Source organism: Arthrobacter sp. UCD-GKA, from assembly GCF_001863355.1.
Taxonomy (GTDB): domain Bacteria; phylum Actinomycetota; class Actinomycetes; order Actinomycetales; family Micrococcaceae; genus Paeniglutamicibacter.
In genome coordinates this window covers 25,787-51,023 of the sequence record NZ_MOLR01000010.1, presented here as the reverse complement: position 1 = coordinate 51,023, position 25,237 = coordinate 25,787, and the positions used below count along the sequence as shown (strand labels likewise).

Genomic DNA, 25,237 nt, shown 5'->3' with positions numbered 1-25,237 from the left:
TGATGCGACTATATGGGCCACTCGGTGGGTTTCGTGGGGTCGGTAGCCGCAGGCGGCCACCGACCCCTTGAAACCAATTGCCTAAGCGGCTATCGCCATCCAGCCATTGGCCAGCTTCACCAAGGAATTGGCGGTGATGGCGGTGAACAAAGGAATCTCGTCCGGGTAGATGAACTCGTGCCGGGCATGTGCGCCGTCTCCGACCGCACCCATGCCGCACAGGACCGGGACACCGAGAGCGGACACGAAGTTGGCATCGCTGCCTCCGCCGACGGAAGTGTTCTCCAATGCGTGCCCGAGCTCTACGGCGGCGGCGGAGACCACGTCGAAGAGCCGTTGGCCCGGCTCTGTCATGTCCATCGGTGGACGGTTCCAGTAGTGGTCGATTTCGATGCGCACCCGCTTGTCGCTGACGGTGATCGCGTCGAGGGCAGCATCGACGCGGGCCATCTCCGCCTGGCTCTCGACCCGGATGTCGATTACCGCCGTGGCGGTTCCGGCAGCAACATTGCTTGCGGATCCTCCGGAGACCAGACCGGTGCTGATGCTCGTGCCTTTGTCGAGATCGGCGACCTGGCTTGCCGCGGTGATGAATTCGGCCAGCCCATGGATGGCGTTGGCACCCGACTTCGGGTCCAGTCCGGCGTGGGCTTCGATTCCCGTGGCCTTGACCTCAAAGATGCCCACGCCCTTGCGGCCGGTCTTTACCGCCTGGCCGGACGTCGGCTCCAGCACCAACACGGCGTCCGCCTCCAGCGCGGCGGCCTCGATGACGGGCCGCGAAGCGAGGGACCCGATTTCCTCGTCGCCGTTGAACAGGAAGGTCACCTCCGGGTGGGGCAGGCCTGCGTCGCGGACGAGTTTCAGGGCCCAGAAGCCCTGGACCAGCCCGGTCTTCATGTCGAAGATGCCCGGCGCGCTGAGGGTGGCCCGGCCCTGGGCATCGGTGCCCTCGATGATTCCCCAGTCGCCGAAGGTGCCGGTGGGCCAGACAGTGTCGTAGTGCCCGATCACGAGCACCTTCCCGCCGCCGGTTCCCGGGTAGGTCAGCTGCAGGATGTCACCATGGTCCCCGCCCGGGGTGAGGATGGATTCGGCCGGCTCTCCGAGTACGGCCGTAGCCAGCTCCCGCACGTGGTCCAGGCCAGCGGCGAGGCCCTGGAGATCGGAACTGTAGGTTTCGACGGCGACCAGGTCCTTGATCTGCCCGATCATGGTGTCGTGGTGGGACTGTGCTGCGCGGAGCAACGGATTCATGTTCTTCTCCTGGTATGTGAGGGATGTTTGGTGGTGCATGTGCCGCGGTTAGATCCCGAAGGGGATTCCCAGGGCGTACCAGAGCATGAAGAACGCGACCCAGACGACCCAGATGACCATGGCCAGCGGGATGGTGAAGGATGCGAGCGTGCCGATGCCGGCGGACTTGCGGTATTGCTGGATGAATCCAAGGGCCATGACGAAGTAGGGGCTCATCGGGGTGACGCAGTTGGTCACCGAGTCGGCGATGCGGTACATCGCTTGGGTGGTCGCCGGCTCAATGTCCAACAGCATCAGCATGGGAATGAAGATCGGTGCGGCCAGGGACCACATGGCCGACCCGCTGGTCACGATGAAGTTCATGACGGCGATGACGATGGCCAGGCCCAGGAGGATGGCCCAGCCGGGGGCATTGATCCTTTCCAGGGAAGCTGATCCACTGATGGCTATGACCTCACCGATCCCGGTCCACTTGAAATACGCGAGGAACTGGGAAATGGCGAAGAACAGCACCAGGATCGGGGCCATGTCCTTCATGCCGTGCGTCATCGCGGCCACGACGTCGGCGGCCTTGGAGTAGGTCCCCGCGGTTCGGCCGTAGACGTAGCCGACGATGCCGAAGAAGAGGCCGATGACGAAGGCCATTCCGCCAATGACCGGGGAGGTGAGTAGTGAGCCGCCTTCGCCGCGCAAAGGGGAAGAAGGTGGAATCATGGCCGCCACCAACACGACAAAGAAGGTGAGGGCTGCGATGCCCGAGAACCGAAGTCCGCGGCGCTGGGCAGGCGTGGCCAGCAGGTCGTTGAAATCGACGACGTCCCCGGCTTCAGTCGGGTCGGATTCGAGGTCGGAGCGCTTGGCCAGGACCTTCTCAACGACGATGGTGATGGTCAGGGCGATGAGTATCGACGAAGATGCGCCGAAGAAGTAGTTGGCCAGCGGGGAAACCACGACGGTCGGGTCGATGGTGGCGGCCGCGGCGGTGGTGATCGAGGACAGCAGGACGTCTGTTGTCGTCAACGATGGAGACGCGTCGTAGCCGGCCGAGATCGAGACGAAAGCAACGATGGCACCGAGAACGGGGCTGCGTCCGATGGCGCGAAAGACCAATGCACCCAAGGGAATGAGGGTGACGTAGGCGGCATCTCCGGCCACGTGGCCGATCATGGCTGCCATTGACAGGCTGAACGTCACGTACTTCGTGGGGATGCGGGTGACCGTCTGGCGAAGCACTGCATCGATCAGACCGCTGCGCTCGGCGATGGCGATGCCCAGCAGGGTTGTCATGATGGTCGCCAGCGGCGGAAACCCTGCGAAGTTCTTGACGGCGTCGCCGAGGATGGTCTGCATGCCTTCGGCACTCAGAAGACTGCGGACGACGACGGGTTCGCCGGTGCTCGGGTTCACTGCGGAGATGCCGGCCGCATCGAGGATGCTGCTCAGGACGATGATGACTCCGGCCAGGATGCAGAAGAGCCAGAAGGGGTGCGGCAGTTTGTTGCCGACCCGCTCGATGACTCCGAATGCCTTGAAGGAGGCACGGATGAAGCCAGACCGTGGTTCGGTCTGAATGGTCGTGGTCATAGCCAGTCCTGTCGTCAGCGCATGGGAAGTGTGTTTTGAGACACGTGATTACAAGAATTATGCACGAACGACACTTGAATGCAAGAAATGATCGAAAACTGCTCTTGTCCACACGACTTATTCGGACCAAGTAGGATGGGTGCATCATGCTTGATGACTTGGATCGACAAATAATTGGTGTGCTTCACCTGTTGCCACGGGCTTCTTGGGACGAGGTCGCCTCGGTTGTCAGCGTTGACGCAAGCACGGTGTCCCGTAGGTATTCGCGGCTCGTGGCAGACAATGTCTTGCGTGTGGTTGGTGAGCTGTCGTGGACCACCTATTCCACGACGTACCCCGTGCACCTGCGCATCCAGACGCACTCCGCATCCCCGGCGCGGATCTTGGATGACCTTGCCGCACTTCCGCAGACCATCCACGTGGCATCCACTTACGGCCTCTATCCGTTGTTCGCCACCATCCATGCGGCCAGCGAACAGGAGACCGGAGAGGTGCTGCAGGCCGTCTACGGCATGGACGGCGTCTCATCGATCATGACGCTTCCCATCTTGACGTTCGGGTCGAAGGGTTCTCGGTGGGATCCGCAGCTCCTCACCGACCCGCAGCGCGAGGCCTGCCGCGTTCTGGCCGTGGCCGCGGGGGAACTCGGCGCCGAAGACTCGGCCCAGGCAATCCCGCCGTCTGGGATGGACCCGGTGGAGAAACGAGCGCTGTCGCTCCTGCAGCGCGAAGGCCGACTGTCGGCATCCCGGCTGGCCCGGGAGCTCGGCATTGCGAATTCGACCGCACAACGCATGATCCGGCGCTTCATGGACCACCAATGGTTCACTCCCCGGGTTGAGATTGACGGTGCATATCTGGGATTCGAGGCTCCGTTCGTCCTGAGCGTCAAGACCTCATTGGACTCGGCTGGTGAGGTGGTCCGGCGCCTGACGGAGCATCCAGCACTTCGCTTTGTCTCGCAGGTTGCCTCGGAGTACAACATGTTCTGCACGGGGATGGCCCGCGACCGGGAACATCTTGCCCAGCTCATCAATGAGGATTTCGGTGCCCTGCCGGGGGTTCGAGACGTTTCAGTGGACCTGTTCCTGACGGAAGCCAAGCGATTCTGGATGTCCCGTGGCAGCGGTCAGAGACTCAATGAGTTCGCTCCACCCCCACTTGTTTGATTCCCTGGCGTACTCCCCATGATGTACATGGGGCTACGGCCTCGGCCGGATGAACACGGATAGCGACTGCGAGTAGTCTCTTCTCATGATCAATCGACGCCGTCCGCCACTGGGCATCCTGCCGGTGGCCGTGGCGGTCGTCCAGATCGTTGGCAGCCATTTTGCCGCGCTTAGGTTCAACGAATCGCTATCCTGGTTTGCTGTCCTCTTGCTGTTGGCGGGTCCGGCCCTGCTGCTGTTGCGCCGACGCGCTCCCGGCCCCATGGTCGCCGGCATCGGGTTGGTGACCGTCGGCTACGTCGCGGCAGGTTTTCCGTGGGGACCCTTCCCCCTTTCCTTTGCCGTGGGGCTCGTCTTGGCCGTCCTAGCCGGCGCCCGTTGGTGGGCGTGGGGGAGCGCGGCGGCTGCCGGACTTGGATTTCTGTTGCTGGCCATGGAGCATGGGGAAAGCACCAGAGTCTTTTTCGTGCTCGTGTGGCTGATAGTCGTCCTGCTCGTGGGCGAGCTGGGACGCAGCGCCAAGACCCGGCGGGACGAATACCGCCGCGCGGCCATGGAACGGGCCAGGCACCAGCGAGACGAGGACCGACTAGTGCTGGCGCGCGATATCCATGATGTCGTGGCGCATTCGCTGTCGATGATCAACGTGCAAGCCTCCGTTGCCCTTCACTTGGCCAAGAAGGGCGGCGACACCCAAGGCATGTACGAGGCCTTGGAAAACATCAAGACCGGTTCCAAGGAAGCCCTCTCCGAGGTGCGTGAGGTGTTGGCCGTCCTGCGCCAGGATGCGCCACGGGTTCCCAGCCAGCGGCTGGAACAACTCGACGAGCTGGTGCAGCGGGTCCGCGGGGCCAACTTGTCGATCATCTTCACCCCGCCGGTGTTGCCGCCGCCCGGGTGGGTCGATGAACGGGTGGAGAACATCCTCTACCGGGTGGTCCAGGAATCCCTGACCAATGTCGTACGGCACGCCAAGGCGAGCCGCGTGGTGGTCGCCGTGCACCTGGATGACGCGCACGCCGCGGTCACCGTCACCGACGACGGAGTTGGCATTGGCATTGGCAACGAGGGAAACGGAATCGGCGGCATGCGCGAACGTCTGGGTGCACACGGTGGCACGCTGACGATCGACGCGGCAAATGCCCCGGGAGCACCGACTCCCGGAACCCGGATCAGCGCCTGGCTGCCGGCACCAGGAACGACGCGTGCCTGAAGACCAGGCACCCCACGACACGAAACCAAGGAGCCCCATGATCGGCCTTCTCATTGTTGATGACCAATCGTTGATCCGGGCAGGTTTCTCCGCGCTGCTGGGCGCCGAGGGCGACATGCAGGTGCTCGGCCAGGCTTCCAACGGCATGCAGGCGGTTGCCCAGGCCCGGGCCTTGAAACCCGACATCGTGCTCATGGACATCCGCATGCCCCAGGGAGACGGCATCACGGCCGCGGCAGCAATCACCGCGGATCCCGACTTGGCCCACACCCGGATCATCATGCTCACCACCTTCGAACTCGACGACTACATCCTCGATTCCATCCGTGCCGGGGCCTCCGGATTCCTGGTCAAGGACACCGAGCCGGAGGAATTGATCCAGGCCGTGCGGATCGTCGCGGCGGGGGACTCGCTGCTCTCGCCCTCGGTGACACGCAAGCTCCTGGCTCAGGTTGCCGCCACCCAGCCCCCGCCGACCACCAAGAGGCCTGCGGCCATGGACGTGCTGACCGAACGCGAGCGCGAGGTGTTGCTGCTCATTGGCACAGGCAAGAGCAACGCCGAAATCGCCGAACAACTTTTTATCACCCCGCTCACGGCCAAGACCCATGTCTCCAGGATCATCGGGAAAATGGGCGTGCGCGACCGGACGGGGCTTGTGGTTATCGCGTACGAAAGCGGGCTGATCACTCCAGGCGCGCTGCCGGCCGCGCAGGGGCCTCGACGCGACCGACCCTAATCCTGGTGGCACCGGCAACTGCACCGGGTGGAGTACGCCGGGCGGTCCAAGGTGTCTCCACCCGGCCGATGCGGCAAGGGACCCCAGGGAACGAAAGTGGATACATGAGGCAAAGGACCTCGAAATCCGCTATCGATGCTTTGAGGAGCAACCCAAAATGACAACCACGATTCTTCCCGCACTGGCAGCCATGCCGGCCCATGCTTGGGGACCGGGATACGGACCGGGCTGGTTCATCCTGATCCCGATCTTCTGGATCCTGCTCATCGGCTTCTTCATCTTCTTCAGCCGCCGCATGTACTGGCGCCATCGCGTCCAGGGCGATCCCACGAGCGCAGAAGGTGTGCTGCGTGAGCGCTACGCACGCGGAGAAATTGACGAGACCGAGTACCGTCAACGCCTGGAAGTGTTGCGCGCAGATCGGAAATAAGTCTTCCGAACGCCGATGATCGGCGCCGAACCACGGGTGGAACGCGCCCGTGGTTCGGTGTGCGCCGGGGCAAAAAATGCTTGGGTGACGCAGGCAATACATGCCAAAAGAGTTATATGTCGCGACTTGGACAGGATTGCAAAAAGTCCCGGAAGTACGGGCCAACGCGCCTATTGCCGCGCGATTGCGGGAAGTTCATGCCCGAAAATGAATCAGGATATTTGGTATCACCTTGCAACGATCAGGTGCTACACATGCATAGCACGTAAGCTCATGAACATAGGAACCGAGATTTTCAGTTCTTACGACTGAAATCGTCGCCCTACTCGCTAATCGGGAGTGACCCTTGAGCAGTATGAGTTCCACTTTGTCCCCCTCGGCCCCGGAGCAACGTGTATCGCGTGGTTCCGCAGGAGCCAACAACTACCGCCACCTGAAGATCCGCGTTCGCGATGCCGGCCTGCTCGGTCGCCGCAAGGGCCACTACCTTGGGCTTGTCAGCGTCCTGGTGGCCCTTCTCGGTGGAGCCGTCACCGGCTTTGTGCTGTTGGGGGACAGCTGGTATCAGCTGCTCATAGCTGCCGTCATTGGCGTCATCCTCACCCAGTTCGCATTTCTTGCCCATGAGGCCTCACACCGCCAGATCCTGACATCGGGTCCGGCCAACGACAAGATCGGCCGCTTCCTGGCCAACTTCGTGGTGGGCATCAGCTACCAGTGGTGGATGAACAAGCACAACAAGCACCATGCCATGCCCAACACCATTGGCAAGGACCCGGACATCGAATGGGACACCATTTCGTTCCAGACCGAGGACGCCCAGAAACAGAAGGGCTTCCTGAAGTGGATCACCGAGCGACAGGGCTACCTGTTCTTCCCGTTGCTGACCCTCGAGGGCTTCAACCTGCACATGCGCTCGATGATCTACTTGTTCACCGGCGACCGGGTCAAGGACCGCCGACGTGAAATCATCTCCATCATCATCAGGTTGTCCCTCTACGTGGCGGCCATCTACATCTTCCTGCCGGTTGGCATTGGCTCGGCGTTCCTGGGCGTGCAGCTCGCGGTCTTCGGTGTGTACATGGGCGCCTCGTTCGCACCGAATCACAAGGGCATGCCGATGATCCCCAAGGAGTCGCGCATCGACTTCTTCTCCCGCCAAGTGCTGACCAGTCGCAACGTCATGGCCCGCTCGACCTTTGGCAATCGCGTGCTCTCGCACGTATTCGGCGGCCTGAACTACCAGGTGGAGCACCACCTGTTCCCCTCGATGCCCCGCGCCAACCTCGCCGGCGTCGCCGAGATCGTGCGCGAATACTGCCACGAGCTCAAGGTCCCGTACACGGTCACGTCCGTAGGCCAGTCCTACGCACAGGTGATCACCTACCTGAACAAGGTCGGCCTCTCGGCCCGCGACCCGTTCGATTGCCCGATGGTCGGCGAGTTCCGCGCCTACAAGTAGACAGATCTGGACGTCGTCGACCGATCGCTCGGCTGACTGCGGAACTTGAATATTTCACATTGCCCCCGGCGCCGTTCATTCGGTTCCGGGGGCTTTGTGCAATCTGCTGGCCAGCAGTCTCTGGCGATGGTTTTCGGCAAATTGTGACAATGTGACAATTTGTGTGGCCCACTTCACGGTTTCGCCTGTCGGTGGGTCAAAGTGCTCGGAGTGCGACCTCGGCGTTCGCGCAAAAAGGTCGGCTCAGTAGGCTGAATTCAAGCACGAAAACCTTCGCTAAATTCAGCGCATTGACTGGCTTTTCGGGCCCATTGCATCGAGCCGGGTTTGGGTTTCCCTGCATGGCGGACATTGGCCCCTGCTTTGTTTGGTGAATTAGGTTAGTCATACCTAAGCTAAGTGGGCGGGCTCACTTATGAACCTGTTTGACCCGCCGGATACTCTCACTCCATAAGAAAGCGCCGATCCATGACGATTCGTAAAAACGTGCTGGCTGGCATGGCCCTCATTGCCACCGCCGCCCTCAGCTTGACCGCATGCTCCGCAAACGCACCGACCACAGGAGAATCGGATGCCGGAGGAATCACGATCTATAACGCACAGCACGAAAGCCTGACCCAGGAATGGGTTGACGCCTTCACCAAAGAGACCGGCATCAAGGTCACCGTACGCAACGGCTCAGACACCGAAATGTCCAACCAGATCATCCAGGAAGGCAAGGCCTCGCCGGCTGATGTTTTCCTGACCGAGAATTCTCCCGCAATGGCGCAGGTTGAGAATGCCGGTCTCTTCGCAGACATCGACAAGGCCACCAGCGACCAGGTGCCTGCCGAGTTCCGACCGTCCACCAGCAAGTGGACAGGCATCGCAGCACGCTCGACCGTGTTCGTCTTCGACCCTAAGAAGATCACCGCAGACCAGCTGCCCAAGTCCATGCTGGACCTGGCTAAGCCGGAGTGGAAGGGCAAGTGGGCCGCTTCCCCGACCGGCGCCGACTTCCAGGCCATCGTTGCAGCACTGCTGGAACTCAAGGGCGAAGAAGCCACCACGCAGTGGCTTGCGGGCATGAAGGAAAACTTCACCGCCTACAAGGGCAACTCCACGGCCATGAAGGCAGTCAACGCCGGCGAAATCGACGCCGCCCTGATCTACCACTACTACTACTATGGCGACCAGGCCAAGACCGGCGAGAACTCGAAGAACGTCACTCCGTACTACTTCAAGAACCAGGATCCTGGAGCATTCGTCTCGGTTTCCGGCGGCGGCGTCCTCGCCTCCTCGAAGCACGCGGAGCAGGCCCAGGAATTCCTGAAGTTCGTCACCGGCAAGAAGGGCCAGGAAATCCTCAAGGACGGCACCTCGTTTGAATACGCCGTTGGTTCCGAGGTTGCTTCCAATGAGAAACTGGTACCACTGAAGGAGCTCCAGGCTCCGACTGTTGATCCGGCCAAGCTCGACTCGGCCAAGGTCACCGACCTCATGACCAAGGCAGGACTGCTGTAACCCAGATGAGCAAGACTCAATTGGTTCCCGCGAAATATCGGGAACCGAAGATGGCGGGCGGGGGCACCAAGCCCCGCCCGCCATTGGGCGTTTCAACGCTCGTCATTTTGGCAACATTGATTGCCTTGTTCTCCCTGGTTCCCCTGGGCTACGTCATCTACATGACGGTGGCCACCGGCTGGGACACCGTAGTCGAACTCATCGTCCGCCCGCGCGTGGGTGAGTTGCTGCTCAACACCATTTTGCTTGTGCTCGTCACGCTGCCGCTGTGCCTCGTGCTGGGCGTGGGCGGTGCCTGGCTGGTGGAACGCACGAACCTGCAGGGCCACCGCTGGTGGGCGCTGGCGCTGGCCGCCCCGCTGGCGATTCCCGCGTTCGTCAACAGCTATGCCTGGGCATCGACCATTCCCTCGCTGGCCGGCCTTAGCGCCGGCACTCTGATTGCCACGCTGTCCTACTTCCCGCTGGTGTACATCCCCGTCGCGGCGACCCTGGGACGGCTGGACCCGGCCATCGAGCAATCCGCGGCCTCGCTGGGCCTGGGACCCTGGGCAGTGTTCTTCCGGGTGGTGCTCCCGCAGCTTCGCATTGCCATGGCCGGCGGCTCGCTGCTGGTGGCCCTGCACCTGCTTTCGGAATACGGCGCCTTTGCCATGATCCGTTTTGACACCTTCACCACGGCGATCATGATCCAGTTCCAGTCCACGTTCAACGGGGCCGCGGGCAACATGCTTGCCAGCGTGTTGGTCCTCCTGTGCATGTTGCTCCTGCTGGCCGAGGCCAAGACCCGCGGCAACGCAAGGTATTCGCGCGTCGGGTTCGGGGCGCAGGGACTGGCCACACGCTTGCGGCTGGGACGCCACGGGATCGCCGCCCAACTGGCATTGCTCGCGCTGTTCGTGCTCTCCCTGGGCGTGCCGCTGTATTCGGTGGTTCGCTGGCTGGTCGCCGGGGGAGCAGCAATCTGGGACCCCACCGAGTTCTTCCCGGCACTGGCCCAGACCATGGGTTACGGGCTCACCGGCGCGCTGGTCACCTGCGTGGTGGCCTTCCCCATGGCGTTCCTGGCCGTGCGCCACCCCAACTGGTTCAGCAAGCTCCTGGAACTGTCCAACTACATCACCAGCTCGATGCCCGGGATCGTGGTGGGCCTGGCCTTTGTCACCGTTGCCATCAGGCTTGTCCCCGGGATTTACCAAAGCGCGTACGTGTTGCTGGCCGCCTACGTGCTGCTGTTCCTCCCGCGCGCGCTGGTGAACCTGCGCGCCGGGCTCTCCCAGGCACCGCGCGAACTCGAGGAGGCTGCCCGATCGCTGGGCAGGTCTCCGGCATTGGCTTTCTTCCGGGTGACCCTTCGCCTGACGGCCCCGGCGGCGGCCGGGGGAGCGGCACTGGTGTTCCTGGCCATTGTCAATGAATTGACGGCGACGTTGCTGCTGGCGCCCAACGGCACCCGCACCCTGGCAACCGCGTTTTGGGCCAAGAGCAGCGAGATCGACTACGCGGGCGCCGCACCCTATGCCTTGTTGATGATCCTTATTTCCTTGCCCATGACCTACCTGCTGTTCCAACAGTCAAAGAAAGCGGCCGGACAGTGACCACCCAGATTCCCCAGGCCCACAAGTTCTACGGGCTCATGCCAGCCGTCAAGTTCCTGCGCACCAGCAACCTGGTCAAGAGCTTTGGCAACAAGGAAGTCCTCAAGGGGGTTGACCTCGCCCTGAACGAGGGCGGAACCACCGCAATCGTCGGGCCCTCTGGATCCGGCAAGACCACCCTGCTGCGGCTGATCGCGGGCTTCGAGAACCCGGATGCCGGAACGATCGAGTTGAACAACCGCACGGTGGCCGGGGACGCGTGGGTGCCGGCGCACAAGCGGGAGATCGGATACGTGGCCCAAGACGGTGCGCTGTTCCCGCACCTGAGCGTGGCCCAGAACATCGCCTTCGGTCTGGACCGATCCTGGAACCTTGCCGGTCGCCGGGAGAATGCCCGACGCGTGGCCGAACTGCTGGAAATGGTCTCCCTGGAATCCTCCATGGGGGAGCGCCGACCGCACGAGATCTCCGGCGGGCAGCAGCAGCGCGTGGCATTGGCCCGCGCCCTGGCCCGCAAGCCCAAGCTGATGCTGCTGGACGAGCCGTTCTCGGCCCTGGATGCCGGGTTGCGGGTGGCCACGCGCAAGGCCGTGGCCGATGTCCTGCATGCCGCGGAGATCACCACGATCCTGGTCACCCACGACCAGGGCGAGGCGCTGTCCTTCGCCGACCAGGTGGCGGTCATGCGCGGGGGAAGGCTGGCCCAGACAGGCACACCATTCTCCGTCTACACCCGCCCGGCGGACCTCGACACCGCCGAATTCCTGGGCGATGCGGTCATGCTCGATGCGTTGCTGCAGGGCTCGTTGGCTACCTGCTCTCTGGGCGGCATTCCCGTGCGGCACGCGACCGTCCAGGGCCGGGTGCGCCTGATGCTGCGCCCGGAGCAAATCCGCATCACCGCGGATGGCCCGATCAAGGGGACCGTGGTGGACACGGTGTTTTTCGGTCCGGAGACGACGGTGCGGATCAGGCTCTCCCCGGTGCCCGGGCTGGCCGGTGGCGGGGAGGTCATCACCATCCGCCACTGGAACGCGTCGATGGCGCGGCCCGGCATGGAATTGAACCTGCGGGTCATTGGCGAAGGCGTTGCCTTCGCCGCCGAGTAGGAATCAAGGAATCACGGAAATGGCCGTGGCCCGCCCCCGAGGGGGAACGGGCCACGGCCATTTACCGTTGTGTGTTCGAAACGTTAGACGGTGGCGTCCGCGGTGTCTGCGACGGGCTTGCGCTTGTCGAAGACGGTGGCCCCGACTTCCTGCTCGGCCTGGTTGGTGATCGAGAGGTCGATCCCGCTGCGGTCGCGCAGCAGTGACACCGCGGTGAGCGAGATCAGGGTCATCACCAGGAGGTAGATCGACACCGCGGTGGTGGTGCCGGTGGCCTGGACCAGCCAGGTGGCGATCATCGGGGCGAATGCGCCGCCGACGATGGCGCCCAGGGCGTAGGAAATCGATACGCCGGAGAAGCGGACCGAGGCCGGGAACAGCTCGGAGTACAGGGCAGCTTGCGGGCCATAGCCCAGGCCCAGTCCGACGGCGAAGAGCGCGAAGGCCAGGTAGAGCATGGGCAGCGAGGCGGTGTTGACCATCCAGAACAGCGGGAAGACCACCAGCGCCTGGCAGGTGAAGCCGATCTGGTAGGTGCGCTTGCGCCCGATCGTGTCGGAGAGGTAGCCCGAGAGAAGCGTGAAGAGGAACCACATGGCCGCTGCGAAGGCGACGGCAACCAGCACGTCGGTCCGTTCGAAGCCGATCGGCCCCTTGGGGTTGGTGGTGTAGGCCTGCAGGAACCCGCCGGTGGTCATGTAGCCGGCGGCGTTGTTGCCGGCGAACACCAGGGCGGCCAGGATGACCAGCAGCCAGTGCTTGCGGAAGAGCTCGACGACCGGGACCTTGGTCTGCTGCTTCTTGGCGGCGATTTCCTCGAAGATCGGGGATTCGTCCACGGCGCGACGCACGATGTAGCCAACGGCGATCAGCACGATGCTCAGCAGGAAGGGCACACGCCACCCCCAGGCCAGGAACTGCTCGCCGGGGGAGATGACGCCTGTCATCAACGCCATGACACCCGAGGCCAGGAGCATGCCCAGCGGAACCCCGAGCTGCGGGAAGGCGCCGGCACGGCCGCGGCGGTCCTTGGGGGCGTGCTCGACTGCCATGAGTACCGCGCCGCCCCATTCGCCGCCGGCGGAGATGCCTTGCAGGATGCGCAGCAGCAGGAGCAGGATCGGGGCCAGGACCCCGGCGGTGGCGTAGGTCGGCAGCAGGCCGATCAAGGTCGTTGCCGCACCCATCAGGATCAGGGTGATCACCAGCATGGCACGGCGGCCGATCTTGTCGCCGTAGTGGCCGGCCAGGAAAGCGCCCAGCGGGCGGAAGAGGAAGGAGATGCCCACGGAGGCAAAGGCGAGCAGCAGCCCGATCTGGGCACCCGCCGGCTTGAAGAAGAGGTCGGCGAAGATCAGGCCGGCCGCCGTGGCGTAGATGAAGAAGTCGTACCACTCGATGGTGGTCCCGATGATCGTGGCAAACGCCACCCGGCGCGAATTGGCGCGCTGGGCCGGTGTCTGGCTCTGGGCATTGCTCATGGTGCTCCTCTTTGAGCGGGCTGCTCGTCATGGATCGATTTGGTCTGCGGTGTGCCGGTGTTGCCCCGTGGTAATACCGGTTTGGTAACCAAAGTCACCTTCAAGTGTTGCAGGCCACAATGATTGAGTAAACTTCAAATAGGTGTACAAGATTATTGATTGGACTAAAGAATGGCTCGATTCTCCCTGCGCCAGCTTGAACTGCTGGCCGAACTCCCGCGACACTCGACCCTGGGCTCGGCGGCGTCGGAACTGCACATCTCGGAGTCGGCGCTCTCCCAGGCGATCACCGCGGTCGAGAAGATCGCCGGGGAACAGCTCTGTATCCGCCGCAAGTCGCACGGGGTGAGGATGACCCCGGCCGGCCAATACTTCGCGGCCAGGGCCGCACGCATCGTGGCCGATACCGAGGAATTGTCGGATTCCTTTCCCCGATCCGATGGCTCCCTGCGCGGTCCGGTGTCGATCGGGTGCTTTGCGTCCTTTGCCAGCCACGTGGTGCCCTCGACGCTCGAGGGCTTCCGCGCCCTGCATCCGGGCATCGATGTGACGGTGCGGGTCGGCACCCACGACGACCTGCTTCCGGCGTTGGAAAACGGGGAGCTGGATATGGCGCTGGTCTATGACCTCCTGCTGCCCCTCGGGTTCGCCAAGCGGAAGATCTACGAAACGCGGCTCGAGGTGGTGCTGCACCCCGGGCACCCGCTGGCTGCCAAGGAATCGATCACCTTGGCCGAGTTGGAGAACGAGCCGTTGATCAACTACGAATCCACCCCGAGCACCGAGAACACCCGCAGGCTCTTTGCCGAGGCAGGACTTCATCCCAACGTCGCCTATTCGCTGCCACAGGTGGTGTTGGTCAACGCCATGGTGGGCCGCGGCCTGGGATACGCGCTGTTGTATGCGCGGCCCAACAACCCGCCGCACGCCCTGGATGGATTGCCCGTGGCCATCAGGAAGCTGGAGCCGCCCAACAGCCAGAGCGCGGTCGTTGCGATCTGGCCGCGCGCTTCGACGCTCGGGCCCCGGGCGGAGGCACTGCTGGAACACTGCATCGCGGCCATGGACGGCGCCTGGGCCAGGGACTAAGCCACGGTGGGTTATGCCGGTATCGGGACGACAAAGGACGCCTTGGCCAGCGCCTTGAGGCTGAACCCCGGGTCGGTGAGCGTCGCCGGGTCAAGTGCGATTCCCCGGCCCACCAGTTTGCGGGCGGCAATGTGGTCGGCCGCGGAGTTCACCGACTCCACGGCCGCCAGCACCCCGTCGCGCAACAGCGCGATAGAAAACTTCCCGCTGGCCGGATCCCCGAGCAGCACCGGAAGGTCATCCGGGTGGGAGATCCCGGCGATCTGCAGCCGGAGGTTGCCCTGGGTGCTCCAGAACCACGGGGTTTCCGCGTAGTCCGTGTGGTGGCCCATGATGCTGCGGGCGGCATGCCGCCCGTGGTCGGTGGCGTTCTGCACGGATTCGAGCCGGGTGCGCGATCCCGTGTGAGCGTTGGGGAAGGAGGCGCAATCGCCGACCGCCAGGACCCTGTCCACGGAGGTGCGCAGCGCGGAGTCGACCACGATCCCGTTGTCGGTGGCCAGGCCCGCGGCCTCTGCCAGTTCGGTGCGCGGCGCCACGCCAACCCCGTAGAGCACCAGGTCCGCCGGGTAGCGGGTGCCGGTGGTGGATTCAACGGACAACGACGTTCCGTCGCGGCGGATGGCCGCCACACCCTCGTTCAGTCGAAGGTCGATACCGTCGGCCCGGTGCCGCGATGCGATCCACTCGGACGCAGTTGCCGAGAGCGCGCGGCCCATCGGACGCGCGGCGAATTCCAGCACCGTGACCTCAAGGCCGCGAAGGCGTGCAGCCGCGGCGAATTCCAGACCAATGAACCCGGCGCCGATCACCACCACTTTTCGCGCCTGGGCCAGCGCCGCCTGCAGGTTCTGGGCATCGTCGAGCGTGCGCAGCGCGTGGACACCCGGGAGCGAAGCACCCGGGCAGGGCAGCTGCCGGTTGGCCGCTCCGGTGGCAAAGACCAGGTGGGTGTAGCCCAGGGTCGAACCGTCGGCCAGGGTGACGCAGCGGGCTTCGGTGTCCACGGCGACCGCTGCGCCGGCCCGCAGCGTGATGTCTTTGGAAGCAAAGAAGTCCGGGCCGCGCAGGGGCAGGGCTGTGCCCGCTGAATCGGCAGCCAGGTAGTCCTTGGACAGCGGCGGGCGCTGGTAGGGGAAGGCCGCCTCGTCATTGAGGATGGTGATTTCCCCGGCGTAGCCCTCGACGCGCAGGGAGTCGGCGACCTGGATGCCGGCCTGCCCCGCACCGATGATGACGGTGCGTTCAACCATGTTCGTTGCCATGGCGGTTACACCTGGTCCGAGGGAACGTCAACGACGATGTTCGCCAGCGAGCCGGACATCTTGATCTGGCAGCCCAGGCGCGAGGCATCAGTGCGCTCGGCGGTGGTGCAGTCGAGCATCTCGTCCTCGTCGTCACTGAGGTCCGGGAGCTGTCCGGCGAATTCGGGGCGGACGTAGATGTGGCAGGTGGCGCACATGGCCTGTCCGCCGCATTCGCCAACGATTCCCTCGATGCCGTTGGTGACGGCGGCGCGCATCAGCGAGGTGCCTTCCTCGACGGTGATGTTGGCACTCTCGCCGGTGGGCTGGGTAAAGGTGATGATGGGCATGGAAGAAAGGCTCCTGAAAGAAATGAGGGGTGCGAGTGAAGGAAGTAGCGGGGGAGGGGGCTAACCCCAGGTGACTGGCATCTTGGTCATGCCGCGGAATACCCAGCCGGCGTCGACGCTGGCGGCCGACGGGTCCAGGCGCAGATCCGGGATCCGGTCGAAGATCGCCGGCATGGCGATCTGGGCGACCTGCGCACGGGCGATCCAGGTGCCGGCGCAGAAGTGGACGCCGCCGCCGAAGCCCAGGTGTGGCTTCTTGGGCCGGAAAATGTTGAACTCCTCCGGGTCCTCGAAGACCTTCGGATCGCGGTTGGCAGCGCCCAGCACCACGCCGAGCCGGGAGCCGGCGGGCAGGTGGACGCCCTCGAGCACTACGTCTTGGGTGGTTTCGCGCGGGTACATGCCAATGGGGGCCACCCAGCGCACGGATTCCTCAAATGCCACCGCGTGCAGCTTGGGGTCGTTCTTCACTGCCTCGAGCTGTTCCGGGTTGTTCAGCAGCGCCCAGACGGTGGTGGCCAGCACGTCGCGTGGTTCGTTCAGCCCGCCGCCGATGGTCATTTTCAGGTTGGCCCGGATGGCCTCGAGCGGGATGGGCATGGAGGCGAGCCCGGAGAGCAGCGAGTGGTCCGGGTTCTTGGCCAGGTAGGGGAGCATCTCGTCGATGGCGGCATCCACCTCGGCGGAAGAAGCGGCGGACTTGGCCCAGATATCCGCGTCGTCGGCGTAGTTGCCGGTCCCGTCGATCATGGTCTGGCTCCAGCGTTGCATGTCCTCCTGCGAGGCATTGTGGAAGCCGCAGATCAATCGAAGGTTTTCCGCGGTGTAGGGGGCGGCGTAGTCCCAGACGAAGTCGGCGCTCGGGCCCTTGGCAAGCAGCTCGCCGAGGTACTGCTCGTGGTTGGAAGCGAAGATCTCGTTCCAGTGCTTCTTGATCGTTCCCGGGCGCAGGGTCGAGCCATAGGAGTCGCGGTCCACCTGGTGCTCCGGGTTGTCCTTGCGGAGCATCGAGTGGCCCATGGAGCGCTTCATCAGGGAGTTATTCTCGTCGGCGGAGAAACGGACCTCATCCTGCTCGATTTCGTGGCAGGCAGCGTGGGAGGTCACCATGTAGCGGTTGACCGCCGGCACCCAGTGGACGGGCGACTCGGAACGCATGCGCTGGTAGATCGGGAACGGGTTCTCGTACAGGTCCGGGATGGTGACCCAGTCCGCCACGGGTGCCTCGACGCCCGTGCCTGCAACAGGGGATGCTTCCGCGGCGAACTGGTCGGTGGTTTCCCCGGAGGACGGTGCCGGCAGGGTCGCCCCGCTGTAGGGGCAGGTGGCGGTCGGGGCGTTGGAAGCTCTCATTGCGGTGGGTCTCCTGTGTGAAGGGGTGACTGGCTTCCCTCCAGTGTGAGCCAGCACATATCGTGGGGTAAAGTACGAGTTATAGACTCATTACCACGTTTTTAGTGAGGTGTTGTGGCGCGCTACACATTGCGGCAACTTGAATGCTTCGTGGCGGTTGGCGAGCACGGCTCCATTGCCGCGGCCGCCGCGGCTATGATGCTTTCCCCCTCGGCGATCACGGGGGCTTTGAACGAGCTTGAACGATCCTTCAATGCGCAGCTGACGATCAGGCGGAAGGCTCACGGGGTAAGCCTGACCCCCTCGGGTCAATATGCCTTGTCCCAGGCAAAGAACCTACTGCGCGCCGCCACGGACCTGCAGGTCATGGCAGCGGATGCCGGAAACACCTTGCGCGGCAAAGTGAGAGTCGGCTGCTATACGTCCTTGGCGCCCACGCTGTTGACCGAGCTATTGGCGGAGTACGGTCTTCGCCACCCGGACGTGGAGCTGGATTTCTATGCCGGAACGCAGCAGGAAATCCACGAGAAATTGCTGTCGGGCGAACTGGACCTGGCCATTGCCTACGAGCTCACGCTTCCACCAGGTCTGGCACGGAAAAGGCTGGGCGAGGCAGTGCCCGCCGTCGTGCTGCCGGCGGACCACCGGTTGGCGTCGCAGGAGAAAATTGCGTTGGCCGAGCTTGTCGATGAACCCATGATCCTGCTGGATGTGAACCCGAGCCGGGAGAACACGGAGATGATGTTCTCCTCAGCCGGGCTAGTCCCGTGGATCCGTTTCCGCACCACCGACTTCGAAGTGACCCGCTCCATGGTGGCCCGGGGCATGGGATACGCGATTCTGGTCCAGCGACCCGTTGCGGACGTCTCCTACGAAGGCAGGCCGTTGGTGGTCCGTCCGGTTCATCCGGCCGTGCGCCACGTCCCAATATCCATGGTATGGAGCGAAGGGGTCCAGCTGTCCAGGAGCGCCGAGGCCATGCTCCACCTTTCACTCGAGCTGCACCGACGGTAGACGCGAGCAGCGAACCTCGCCAATCGAGCCCACTGCGCGCCAGAGTGAGGAAGACGGGTTGCCAGGGATTGCGTGAAGTTGACGGGCTACGCCGCGAGTGAGCGTGGGAACTGTCCATAATCAAGGCGGACTGAACTCCGGGAGCAAGTTGCTGAAACGAGATCTACCGCGGGCATTGCGTGAAATAGATGCCGGCCTGATTGAGCTACAAAGTATGTCCCAAGTTACAGAGAGATGGGTGGCCGAGTTGTTGGAGATGGTCTCCCTGGAGGCATCCATGGGCGAGCGGCGCCCGCACGAGATCTCCGGCGGGCAGCAGCAGCGCGTGGCCCTGGCCCGCGCCCTGGCCCGCAAGCCCAAGCTGATGCTGCTGGACGAGCCGTTCTCGGCACTGGATGCCGGGCTGCGGGTGGCCACGCGCAAGGCCGTGGCCGATGTCCTGCATGCCGCGGAGATCACCACGATCCTGGTCACACACGACCAGGGCGAGGCGCTGTCCTTCGCCGACCAGGTGGCGGTCATGCGCGGGGGAAGGCTGGCCCAGACAGGCACGCCGTTCTCCGTCTACACCCGCCCGGCGGACCTCGACACCGCCGAATTCCTGGGCGATGCGGTCATGCTCGATGCGTTGCTGCAGGGCTCGTTGGCCACCTGTTCGCTGGGCGGCATTCCCGTGCGGCACGCGACCGTCCAGGGCCGGGTGCGGCTGATGCTGCGCCCGGAGCAGATCCGGATCACCGCGGACGGACCGATCAAGGGGATCGTGGTGGACACGGTGTTTTTCGGTCCGGAGACGACGGTGCGGATCAGGCTCTCCCCGGTGCCCGGGCTGGCCGGTGGTGGGGAGGTCATCACCATCCGCCATTGGAACGCGTCGATGGCGCGGCCCGGCATGGAATTGAACCTGCGGGTGATCGGCGAGGGCGTTGCTTTCGCCGCCGAGAACAGAAGTGCCGGTTAGGAAATGATCGTTGCCTGACTCCCGCTGTGAGGCGAGAATTTACTAGTGACGAGTTACTGATTTGTCGCGTGCTTGCCCAGCGCGCTCAAAGCGGCTCTCGGACATTGGGCCTCCATCAACGAGGGTTGACCAGTATGCATGTTTGGATGGCACATAGCAGGAGGAGGTGTGCGATTCCGCAGACTCGGCACTCGGAGCAACAGCTGTAAGCAGGTAGACGATGTCAACATTGCATGCAAACAGTCACCTCCCTCCCTCTATCTAGTCCAGCACAGTTTTCGTAATATTTTCTTTACGGAATAGCCTGGGAGCCGGGCCGAAGCACTACTTTGATTGGTTAACCGAAAATACCACTTTCAAGGATGTTGATTACTGCCGGACCCAGAATGACGATGAACAATACAGGGAAGATAAACATAAGGAGGGGGAAGAGGATCTTGACTGGCAGCTTCATTGCCTTTTCTTCCGCACGCTGACGCCGCCTGACACGCATCTGCGAGGCCTGGGACCGCAACACTCTCACAATGCCAATCCCGTAGCGGTCTGCTTGGATCACAGCGCGGACAAAGGACTTCAATTCAGCAACAGAGGTACGATCAGCCAACGCTGCATAGGCGTCTGCTCTGGATCGTCCGAGCTGCATTTCTTGAAGTGCCCTGCTCATTTCTTGGGCCATCGGGCCCGGGCTGGTTGCAGCGACTCGTGCCATGGCTGACTCGAAGCCAAGCCCGGCTTCAACCGAAATAAGCAGCTGATCCAGGATATTTGGGAGTTCAAGTTGAATAGCTTCCTGACGCTTAATTCCGGTGTTGTAGACCAAGAGATCGGGTAGGAAAAAACCGAGAACGAGCAATACAGCAGTTAAAATGAATAGCGGAGTGGCAGGGTTCGCCAAGAAAAACAGAACTCCGATTCCCCCCAGAATTAATGACGCGATGGGCTTGGACACGATCACGCGGTCCATCGGCCATGCCGCCGGGCGACCAGCCATGGCAAGCAAGCGATCTAACCTTGCAGCGTATGAGCCGGACATCAGACGTCGCGCGAGTGCTGTGAAGTCAGACTTCCGCTCTTCGCCTTCACCGGGATTTTGCTGTGTCCTGCTGAGATTTTGCTTGATGAGGACCAGCTGGTTTCGGTCCACAGCGACAAAGCTCCATGCAAGATAGGCCAGCGGGAAAACTAATAGAGCAATCGCTGTCCAGCCAATGGCTTCGAGTTCCATGTCGTCCCTCTCCTAGAACTTGATCTGAATTGTCCGGCTCATCCATATTGATCCAATGATCAGCATGACCACAGCAGTGATGAGCATGAAGATGCCGATAATGTGTGTAAAGAGTGTGCCGATATACGTGGGATTGATTATCCCGAGCATCAGCGACAACCCAACTGGCAGAGCGATTAAGATATAGGCAGATAGCTTTCCTTCAGCTGCCAGCGCCCGAACCTGGCCCTTGATTTGGGCCCGTTCATTGATCGTCTCGCCGACTTGGTCTAAAACCTGGGCAAGATCCCCGCCAACTTCACGGTTGATCAAAATGGCTTCAGCAATCCAAGCAAAGTCCTCGGAGCCCATGCGTTTGGCGATCTCCATCATTGTCAATTCTGGATCTCGTCCTACCCGAGCTTCATTGACAATGCGGCTAAGTTCTTCGGACATCGGGGACTCGAATTCTCGGATCGCAGAATCGAATGCTCGCATGACTGAGTGTCCGGCGCGTAGACTGCCAGACAATGTCATTAGCAGGTCTGGCAATTGCGTGTCAAAAAAACCACGCCGCTTCGATGCGCGCATTGACAGTACAGCCCATCCCACGATCGGCACTATGAGTGCCAAGAGAATGGCCCCGACGGGTCCCATAGCTACGAAACCAAGGAACCCTGCGACGACCGCACCCGACAGTAGCAGTACCAGGAATTCTGCTGGTGCCATCTTCAGTCCCGCAGCCTGAAGAGCCGCCCGATTGAACAATCGTCCGCCTTGGAAACCGACACCGCGTTCTACGGCTCCGACAGCAGCACCGCTGAAACGAGTCAGCAGTGAGTGCTGTGATTCCACGTTTCCTTGGCGGCGCCGTTCCAATGACACGTCGGCGCTTGCGGGACGAAACACGGAGAACAAGACCAACCAAGAAGAACCCAAAACACAGACGATTCCGCCCAAGACTAACCAAAGCTGCACGGTTATCTCCTTCCTGGACCGGTGGCGGAACCAGCTGTCAATGAAGCACCGAATATTCCTGACGGCACGGAAATTCCAACATTGTGGAAATGTTCTATGAAACGAGGACGTACACCGGTCGGAATAGGTTTTCCGAGGAACCTTCCATGAGCGTCGACGCCTGCGCTGTAGTCGAAGACAAAAGCGTCCTGTAGCGTCACAACATCCCCCTCCATCCCCTGGACTTCGGTGACGTGCGTTACTCTTCGGGTGCCATCCCTCATGCGTGTCAGGTGCACAATCAGGTCTACTGCGGAGGCAACTTGCTCACGGATGGCACGTAGCGGTAAATCCAGACCAGCCATCAACACCAAGGTTTCCAAGCGTGCTATCGCATCTCTGGGTGTGTTGGCGTGGACGGTCGACACCGAACCGTCGTGGCCGGTGTTCATTGCCTGAAGCATGTCCAGCGCCTCGCCACCACGGACCTCACCGACCACTATCCGGTCTGGCCGCATGCGAAGTGAATTTCTTACCAGATCGCGAATGGTCACGGCACCCTTGCCCTCGATATTTGCAGGGCGACTTTCCAACCGAACCACATGGTCCTGCTGGAGCTGAAGTTCGACGGCATCCTCGATCGTGACGATGCGTTCATTGTTGGGAATGAATCCCGAAATCACGTTCAGCAGAGTCGTCTTTCCGGTACCAGTACCACCTGAAACGATGATGTTTAGACGTGCCTTGACACATGCATCGAGTAGGTGGGCCATGTCGGTACTCAATGTTCCGAAATCAATCAGATTGCGAACAGTCAGAGGAACTTGGCCAAACTTTCGAATGGTCAGGCTCGGACCGTTGACTGCCAATGGTGGAATGATGGCATTGACACGGCTGCCGTCTTCAAGTCGGGCGTCGACTAGTGGCGAAGACTCGTCAATGCGACGTCCCACTCTGGAGACTATGCGCTCGATGACTCTTCGCAGCTGTTCTTCCGAACTGAATCTGGCGTCCGCCAGCTCAAGTTGGCCGTTGCGCTCGATATAAATCTGCTGGAAATGGTTGACCATGATCTCTGTAACTTCCGGATCATCCAGTAGACGCTGCAACGGGCCCATGCCCAAGACCTCGTCGCCGATATCCCGAATAAGCCGCCGGCGTTCCTCCGGCGAAAGTGGAACATTTTCCGCGTCGATGACCTGGCTCAGCTCTTCACGGGCCATCTTGCGAAGGGACTCTTCGGTCATGGATGGATCTGTGATGCGTGAGCCCAGCCGCTTGAATAGCTCTTCACCCGCACGCGACTTGAAAGCTGCCAAACCGTCGGTCTGGTTGCGTTGCTGTGAATGCGCGGTAGTCGTGCCGCCCATTCGAGCCATCATGCTGTTGGGCTTGACAGTATCCGTGTGGGTTCGTTCGATGGCTGGCTCTGAGAAGGACGGATCGTCGTGATCTACCGCTCCTACTACTGGAACGGGGTTGACAAAAATCTCGTCCGCAGCCGCCGGATCCGGAACGCCTGCAGGCTCGTTGACTTCATTGCGTAAGGCGTTAAGTCGCTCTGAGAGGTTCACTGGAGTACCTCTCTCCGGTGCACGTTCTTGCGCTGTGACTCTTTTGAATTTGGGTCGAAGCGCAACGTAAATCGATGCAGATTCCGCCAAGCTGGACCTCTTGTCTTTTCAGCAAGTAGCGGGACCCCCTTGTTGGTGCTGAGGGAGACTGACCTTGAGACTGGGATGACGGCGTCGACGGGCAACCCGATTGACAACTCAATGTCCTGGACCGTCAGCCCGTTTCGTTTGTCGGCAAAGTTCAGAACGACATGTCGTCCTTCAGGGACCAACTGCAATTCGCGTAGGACTGAAAGCCCGTTATTGAGACCACGGATGCTGGGTACATCCATGCCACATACCCATACTGCATCCGTCGTTTGTTCGAGAGCGGCCAACAGATGCTCGCCAAGTCCGGGTGCGGTATCCAGGACAACGTACTGGAACTCGGCAGCAAGCTGGCTCACCAAGATGGCGACCTGCTCTGCTGTGATGAGATCGGCATCCGCCGGATTCTTTGGCCCGCACAATGCGTAGACGCCGCTTTCTCCAACGCTGAGATAAGCCTTTAGCACCATCGAATCCTGTGCTGCGGCACCAAACACCGCATCAGTGATTGTATGCTCCGGGTCAAGATTCAGGGCGCTTGCAACATCACCAAACTGCAGGTCGAGATCTAAGATCACCACTCCCATGGGAGCGATTTTCGACAGGCCAACCGCTAGATTGGTCGCGATCGTGGTTTTTCCTACCCCGCCTTTGGGGGACATAACCGCAATGACGCGTCCGCGTTGATGCTCATGGTGGCCGTCACCAGTTTGTCGGCGCCGGCTGTCAGTGATCAGGCAATTGCGTTCAAGTAGGACCCGCAATTGCTCTGGTTCGGCGCCAGGATCGGCAATATCTCGGATCCCGGCGCGCATGGCCGTCATGACCAATTCTGAGTCTGCCAAGGCAGTTAGGACCACCGAAATATCGGGATGGAGAAGATCCATGGCTGTGGCCAAATCCAGAGCAGCGGACTTGTTTACATCGGGCCCGAGCAACAGGACATCGGTTGGCTCGCCGAGGCTGCGGGTTAGGAGCTCCTCAGGCATGAGCTGCACCGCTGCGGCTGGTATCCGCTGCAGATTACCAGGCAGCGAGCCACGAATGGCGAGTTGGACGACCTTTTCAAAGTCCGGTAGATCCGTGAGTAGCAGAAAGCGGCTCATTTGAGCACCTCGTTGATGGTGATAGGGGATTTGTCGCCCTCTGGCACATTTTCGTCTTGTTTGGTAAGCCAGATTGAGGCGAACTCTTGGCTGTAGATAATCTTTGAAGCCTGATCGGATTCAACTCCGAACGTCACGTAAGCCGAACCAGACGGCAATGCTGCTACGTCCTTGGTTGCAGTAGATTTTTCTTGAGGAGCAACTTGGATTGCGGTGATAAGAACTTTGTCGTAAAGGAGTTTGGTTACATCAAGGCCGGCGGTGGCCTCATTTTTACTTGCAACCTTTGGATAGTTACCAAAGACTCCGACGGTGTCACCGGCTCGAAGCATGGATCCAACAACTCGTGCTGGCTCTAGCAATACGGTTACCTCTTGAAGGCCTTTCGGCACTGCAATCGTTCCTGGAGTAAGCAGGGATTCTTCGGCAACCAACTTTGCGGCAAGTAAGTGTTCGCCTGCAACCATGTCTTGGGACAGTACCTTTCCGTCTTGGCCCGCCAGTGAATCCAGAGCAGCACCAGTTACTGCTGACCCCGGAAGACTCTTGACCGTCAATGATTGGCCCAAGTCCTTGACAGGTGTCCCGGCAGATACGTTTTTGGTAGCAACGAGCACCTGAACCGGATCCAAGGCGGCCTGCGCTCGCGAATCAGCTGCATTGACATATGAGTAGAGTAATACCGCACCGACAACCGCCAATATGAGCGCGGCGATGCCCCCCAGCATCCGTGTTTTCATGAAATGCCCCCAG

The 25,237-nt window shown here is 61.7% G+C and carries 22 protein-coding genes; 11 read left to right on the top strand and 11 right to left on the bottom strand.

Annotation, left to right across the window (positions count from 1 at the left end; all coding sequences use genetic code 11):
• Positions 1–81: 81 nt before the first annotated feature.
• Both BLJ79_RS16865 and BLJ79_RS16860 read right to left on the bottom strand, forming a co-directional pair.
• The gene (locus BLJ79_RS16865; RefSeq protein ID WP_071215936.1) at positions 82–1,257 is read right to left on the bottom strand and encodes a M20 family metallopeptidase; all 1,176 of its coding nucleotides are present in this window, start codon (positions 1,255–1,257) and stop codon (positions 82–84) included.
• Positions 1,258–1,305: 48 nt separating this feature from the next.
• Positions 1,306–2,841 carry an AbgT family transporter gene (locus tag BLJ79_RS16860; RefSeq protein ID WP_071215935.1) on the bottom strand — a complete coding sequence of 512 codons (1,536 nt, stop codon included), beginning with the start codon at positions 2,839–2,841 and terminating at the stop codon, positions 1,306–1,308.
• Positions 2,842–2,987: 146 nt separating this feature from the next.
• On the opposite strand from BLJ79_RS16860, the gene BLJ79_RS16855 reads away from it, so the two are divergent.
• From BLJ79_RS16855 to BLJ79_RS16820, 8 genes are all read left to right on the top strand, one after another.
• Entirely contained in the window at positions 2,988–4,010 is a 1,023-nt protein-coding gene (locus tag BLJ79_RS16855) for an Lrp/AsnC family transcriptional regulator (protein ID WP_071215934.1), read from the top strand.
• 85 nt (positions 4,011–4,095) lie between these two features.
• On the top strand, positions 4,096–5,223 hold the full coding sequence (locus BLJ79_RS16850) for a sensor histidine kinase (protein ID WP_071215933.1): 1,128 nt from the start codon (positions 4,096–4,098) through the stop codon (positions 5,221–5,223).
• A gap of 37 nt (positions 5,224–5,260) precedes the next feature.
• The gene (locus BLJ79_RS16845) at positions 5,261–5,962 is read left to right on the top strand and encodes a response regulator (RefSeq protein ID WP_071215932.1); all 702 of its coding nucleotides are present in this window, start codon (positions 5,261–5,263) and stop codon (positions 5,960–5,962) included.
• A 157-nt stretch (positions 5,963–6,119) separates the two neighbouring features.
• Entirely contained in the window at positions 6,120–6,392 is a 273-nt protein-coding gene (locus tag BLJ79_RS16840) for an SHOCT domain-containing protein (RefSeq protein WP_071215931.1), read from the top strand.
• 355 nt (positions 6,393–6,747) lie between these two features.
• The gene (locus BLJ79_RS16835; RefSeq protein WP_071215930.1) at positions 6,748–7,854 is read left to right on the top strand and encodes a fatty acid desaturase family protein; all 1,107 of its coding nucleotides are present in this window, start codon (positions 6,748–6,750) and stop codon (positions 7,852–7,854) included.
• 468 nt (positions 7,855–8,322) lie between these two features.
• Complete coding sequence (locus BLJ79_RS16830) at positions 8,323–9,357, top strand: iron ABC transporter substrate-binding protein (RefSeq protein WP_071215929.1); 1,035 nt, start codon at positions 8,323–8,325, stop codon at positions 9,355–9,357.
• Between the two features lie 50 nt (positions 9,358–9,407).
• On the top strand, positions 9,408–10,955 hold the full coding sequence (locus BLJ79_RS16825; RefSeq protein ID WP_071215928.1) for an ABC transporter permease: 1,548 nt from the start codon (positions 9,408–9,410) through the stop codon (positions 10,953–10,955).
• Between the two features lie 38 nt (positions 10,956–10,993).
• The gene (locus BLJ79_RS16820) at positions 10,994–12,064 is read left to right on the top strand and encodes an ABC transporter ATP-binding protein (protein ID WP_071216073.1); all 1,071 of its coding nucleotides are present in this window, start codon (positions 10,994–10,996) and stop codon (positions 12,062–12,064) included.
• 83 nt (positions 12,065–12,147) lie between these two features.
• Here the strand turns inward: BLJ79_RS16820 and BLJ79_RS16815 are convergent, their stop codons facing one another.
• A complete protein-coding gene (locus BLJ79_RS16815) occupies positions 12,148–13,545 on the bottom strand; it encodes an MFS transporter (protein WP_071215927.1) in 1,398 nt (465 codons plus the stop codon).
• Positions 13,546–13,716: 171 nt separating this feature from the next.
• Here BLJ79_RS16815 and BLJ79_RS16810 point away from each other — a divergent pair, with 171 nt between their 5' ends.
• On the top strand, positions 13,717–14,634 hold the full coding sequence (locus BLJ79_RS16810) for a LysR substrate-binding domain-containing protein (RefSeq protein WP_071215926.1): 918 nt from the start codon (positions 13,717–13,719) through the stop codon (positions 14,632–14,634).
• Positions 14,635–14,645: 11 nt separating this feature from the next.
• Here BLJ79_RS16810 and BLJ79_RS16805 read toward each other — a convergent pair whose 3' ends face one another.
• Genes BLJ79_RS16805 through BLJ79_RS16795 form a run of 3 tightly spaced genes read right to left on the bottom strand, consistent with a single transcriptional unit; the run spans position 14,646 to position 17,581 of the window.
• Complete coding sequence (locus tag BLJ79_RS16805) at positions 14,646–15,899, bottom strand: NAD(P)/FAD-dependent oxidoreductase (protein WP_139194928.1); 1,254 nt, start codon at positions 15,897–15,899, stop codon at positions 14,646–14,648.
• Positions 15,900–15,904: 5 nt separating this feature from the next.
• Positions 15,905–16,228 carry a 2Fe-2S iron-sulfur cluster-binding protein gene (locus BLJ79_RS16800; RefSeq protein ID WP_071215925.1) on the bottom strand — a complete coding sequence of 108 codons (324 nt, stop codon included), beginning with the start codon at positions 16,226–16,228 and terminating at the stop codon, positions 15,905–15,907.
• Between the two features lie 60 nt (positions 16,229–16,288).
• Positions 16,289–17,581 carry a cytochrome P450 gene (locus BLJ79_RS16795; protein WP_083411395.1) on the bottom strand — a complete coding sequence of 431 codons (1,293 nt, stop codon included), beginning with the start codon at positions 17,579–17,581 and terminating at the stop codon, positions 16,289–16,291.
• 114 nt (positions 17,582–17,695) lie between these two features.
• Here BLJ79_RS16795 and BLJ79_RS16790 point away from each other — a divergent pair, with 114 nt between their 5' ends.
• Together BLJ79_RS16790 and BLJ79_RS16785 are read left to right on the top strand one after the other, a co-directional pair.
• A complete protein-coding gene (locus BLJ79_RS16790) occupies positions 17,696–18,595 on the top strand; it encodes a LysR family transcriptional regulator (RefSeq protein WP_071215924.1) in 900 nt (299 codons plus the stop codon).
• Between the two features lie 97 nt (positions 18,596–18,692).
• The gene (locus BLJ79_RS16785) at positions 18,693–19,556 is read left to right on the top strand and encodes an ABC transporter ATP-binding protein (protein ID WP_353615488.1); all 864 of its coding nucleotides are present in this window, start codon (positions 18,693–18,695) and stop codon (positions 19,554–19,556) included.
• 337 nt (positions 19,557–19,893) lie between these two features.
• Here the strand turns inward: BLJ79_RS16785 and BLJ79_RS16780 are convergent, their stop codons facing one another.
• From BLJ79_RS16780 to cpaB, 5 genes are all read right to left on the bottom strand, one after another.
• The gene (locus tag BLJ79_RS16780; RefSeq protein ID WP_071215923.1) at positions 19,894–20,781 is read right to left on the bottom strand and encodes a type II secretion system F family protein; all 888 of its coding nucleotides are present in this window, start codon (positions 20,779–20,781) and stop codon (positions 19,894–19,896) included.
• A 12-nt stretch (positions 20,782–20,793) separates the two neighbouring features.
• Positions 20,794–21,615 (bottom strand): type II secretion system F family protein, encoded by an 822-nt coding sequence (locus tag BLJ79_RS16775; protein ID WP_286135474.1) that lies wholly within the window; start codon positions 21,613–21,615, stop codon positions 20,794–20,796.
• A 125-nt stretch (positions 21,616–21,740) separates the two neighbouring features.
• Positions 21,741–23,096, bottom strand: coding sequence for a TadA family conjugal transfer-associated ATPase (locus BLJ79_RS16770; protein WP_502686111.1), 1,356 nt, complete (start codon positions 23,094–23,096; stop codon positions 21,741–21,743).
• A gap of 191 nt (positions 23,097–23,287) precedes the next feature.
• On the bottom strand, positions 23,288–24,484 hold the full coding sequence (locus BLJ79_RS16765; RefSeq protein ID WP_071215920.1) for a CpaE/TadZ family protein: 1,197 nt from the start codon (positions 24,482–24,484) through the stop codon (positions 23,288–23,290).
• The gene (gene cpaB / locus BLJ79_RS22555) at positions 24,481–25,224 is read right to left on the bottom strand and encodes a Flp pilus assembly protein CpaB (RefSeq protein ID WP_083411394.1); all 744 of its coding nucleotides are present in this window, start codon (positions 25,222–25,224) and stop codon (positions 24,481–24,483) included. The genes BLJ79_RS16765 and cpaB overlap by 4 nt, the downstream gene beginning before the upstream one ends.
• Between the last annotated feature and the right edge of the window lie 13 nt (positions 25,225–25,237).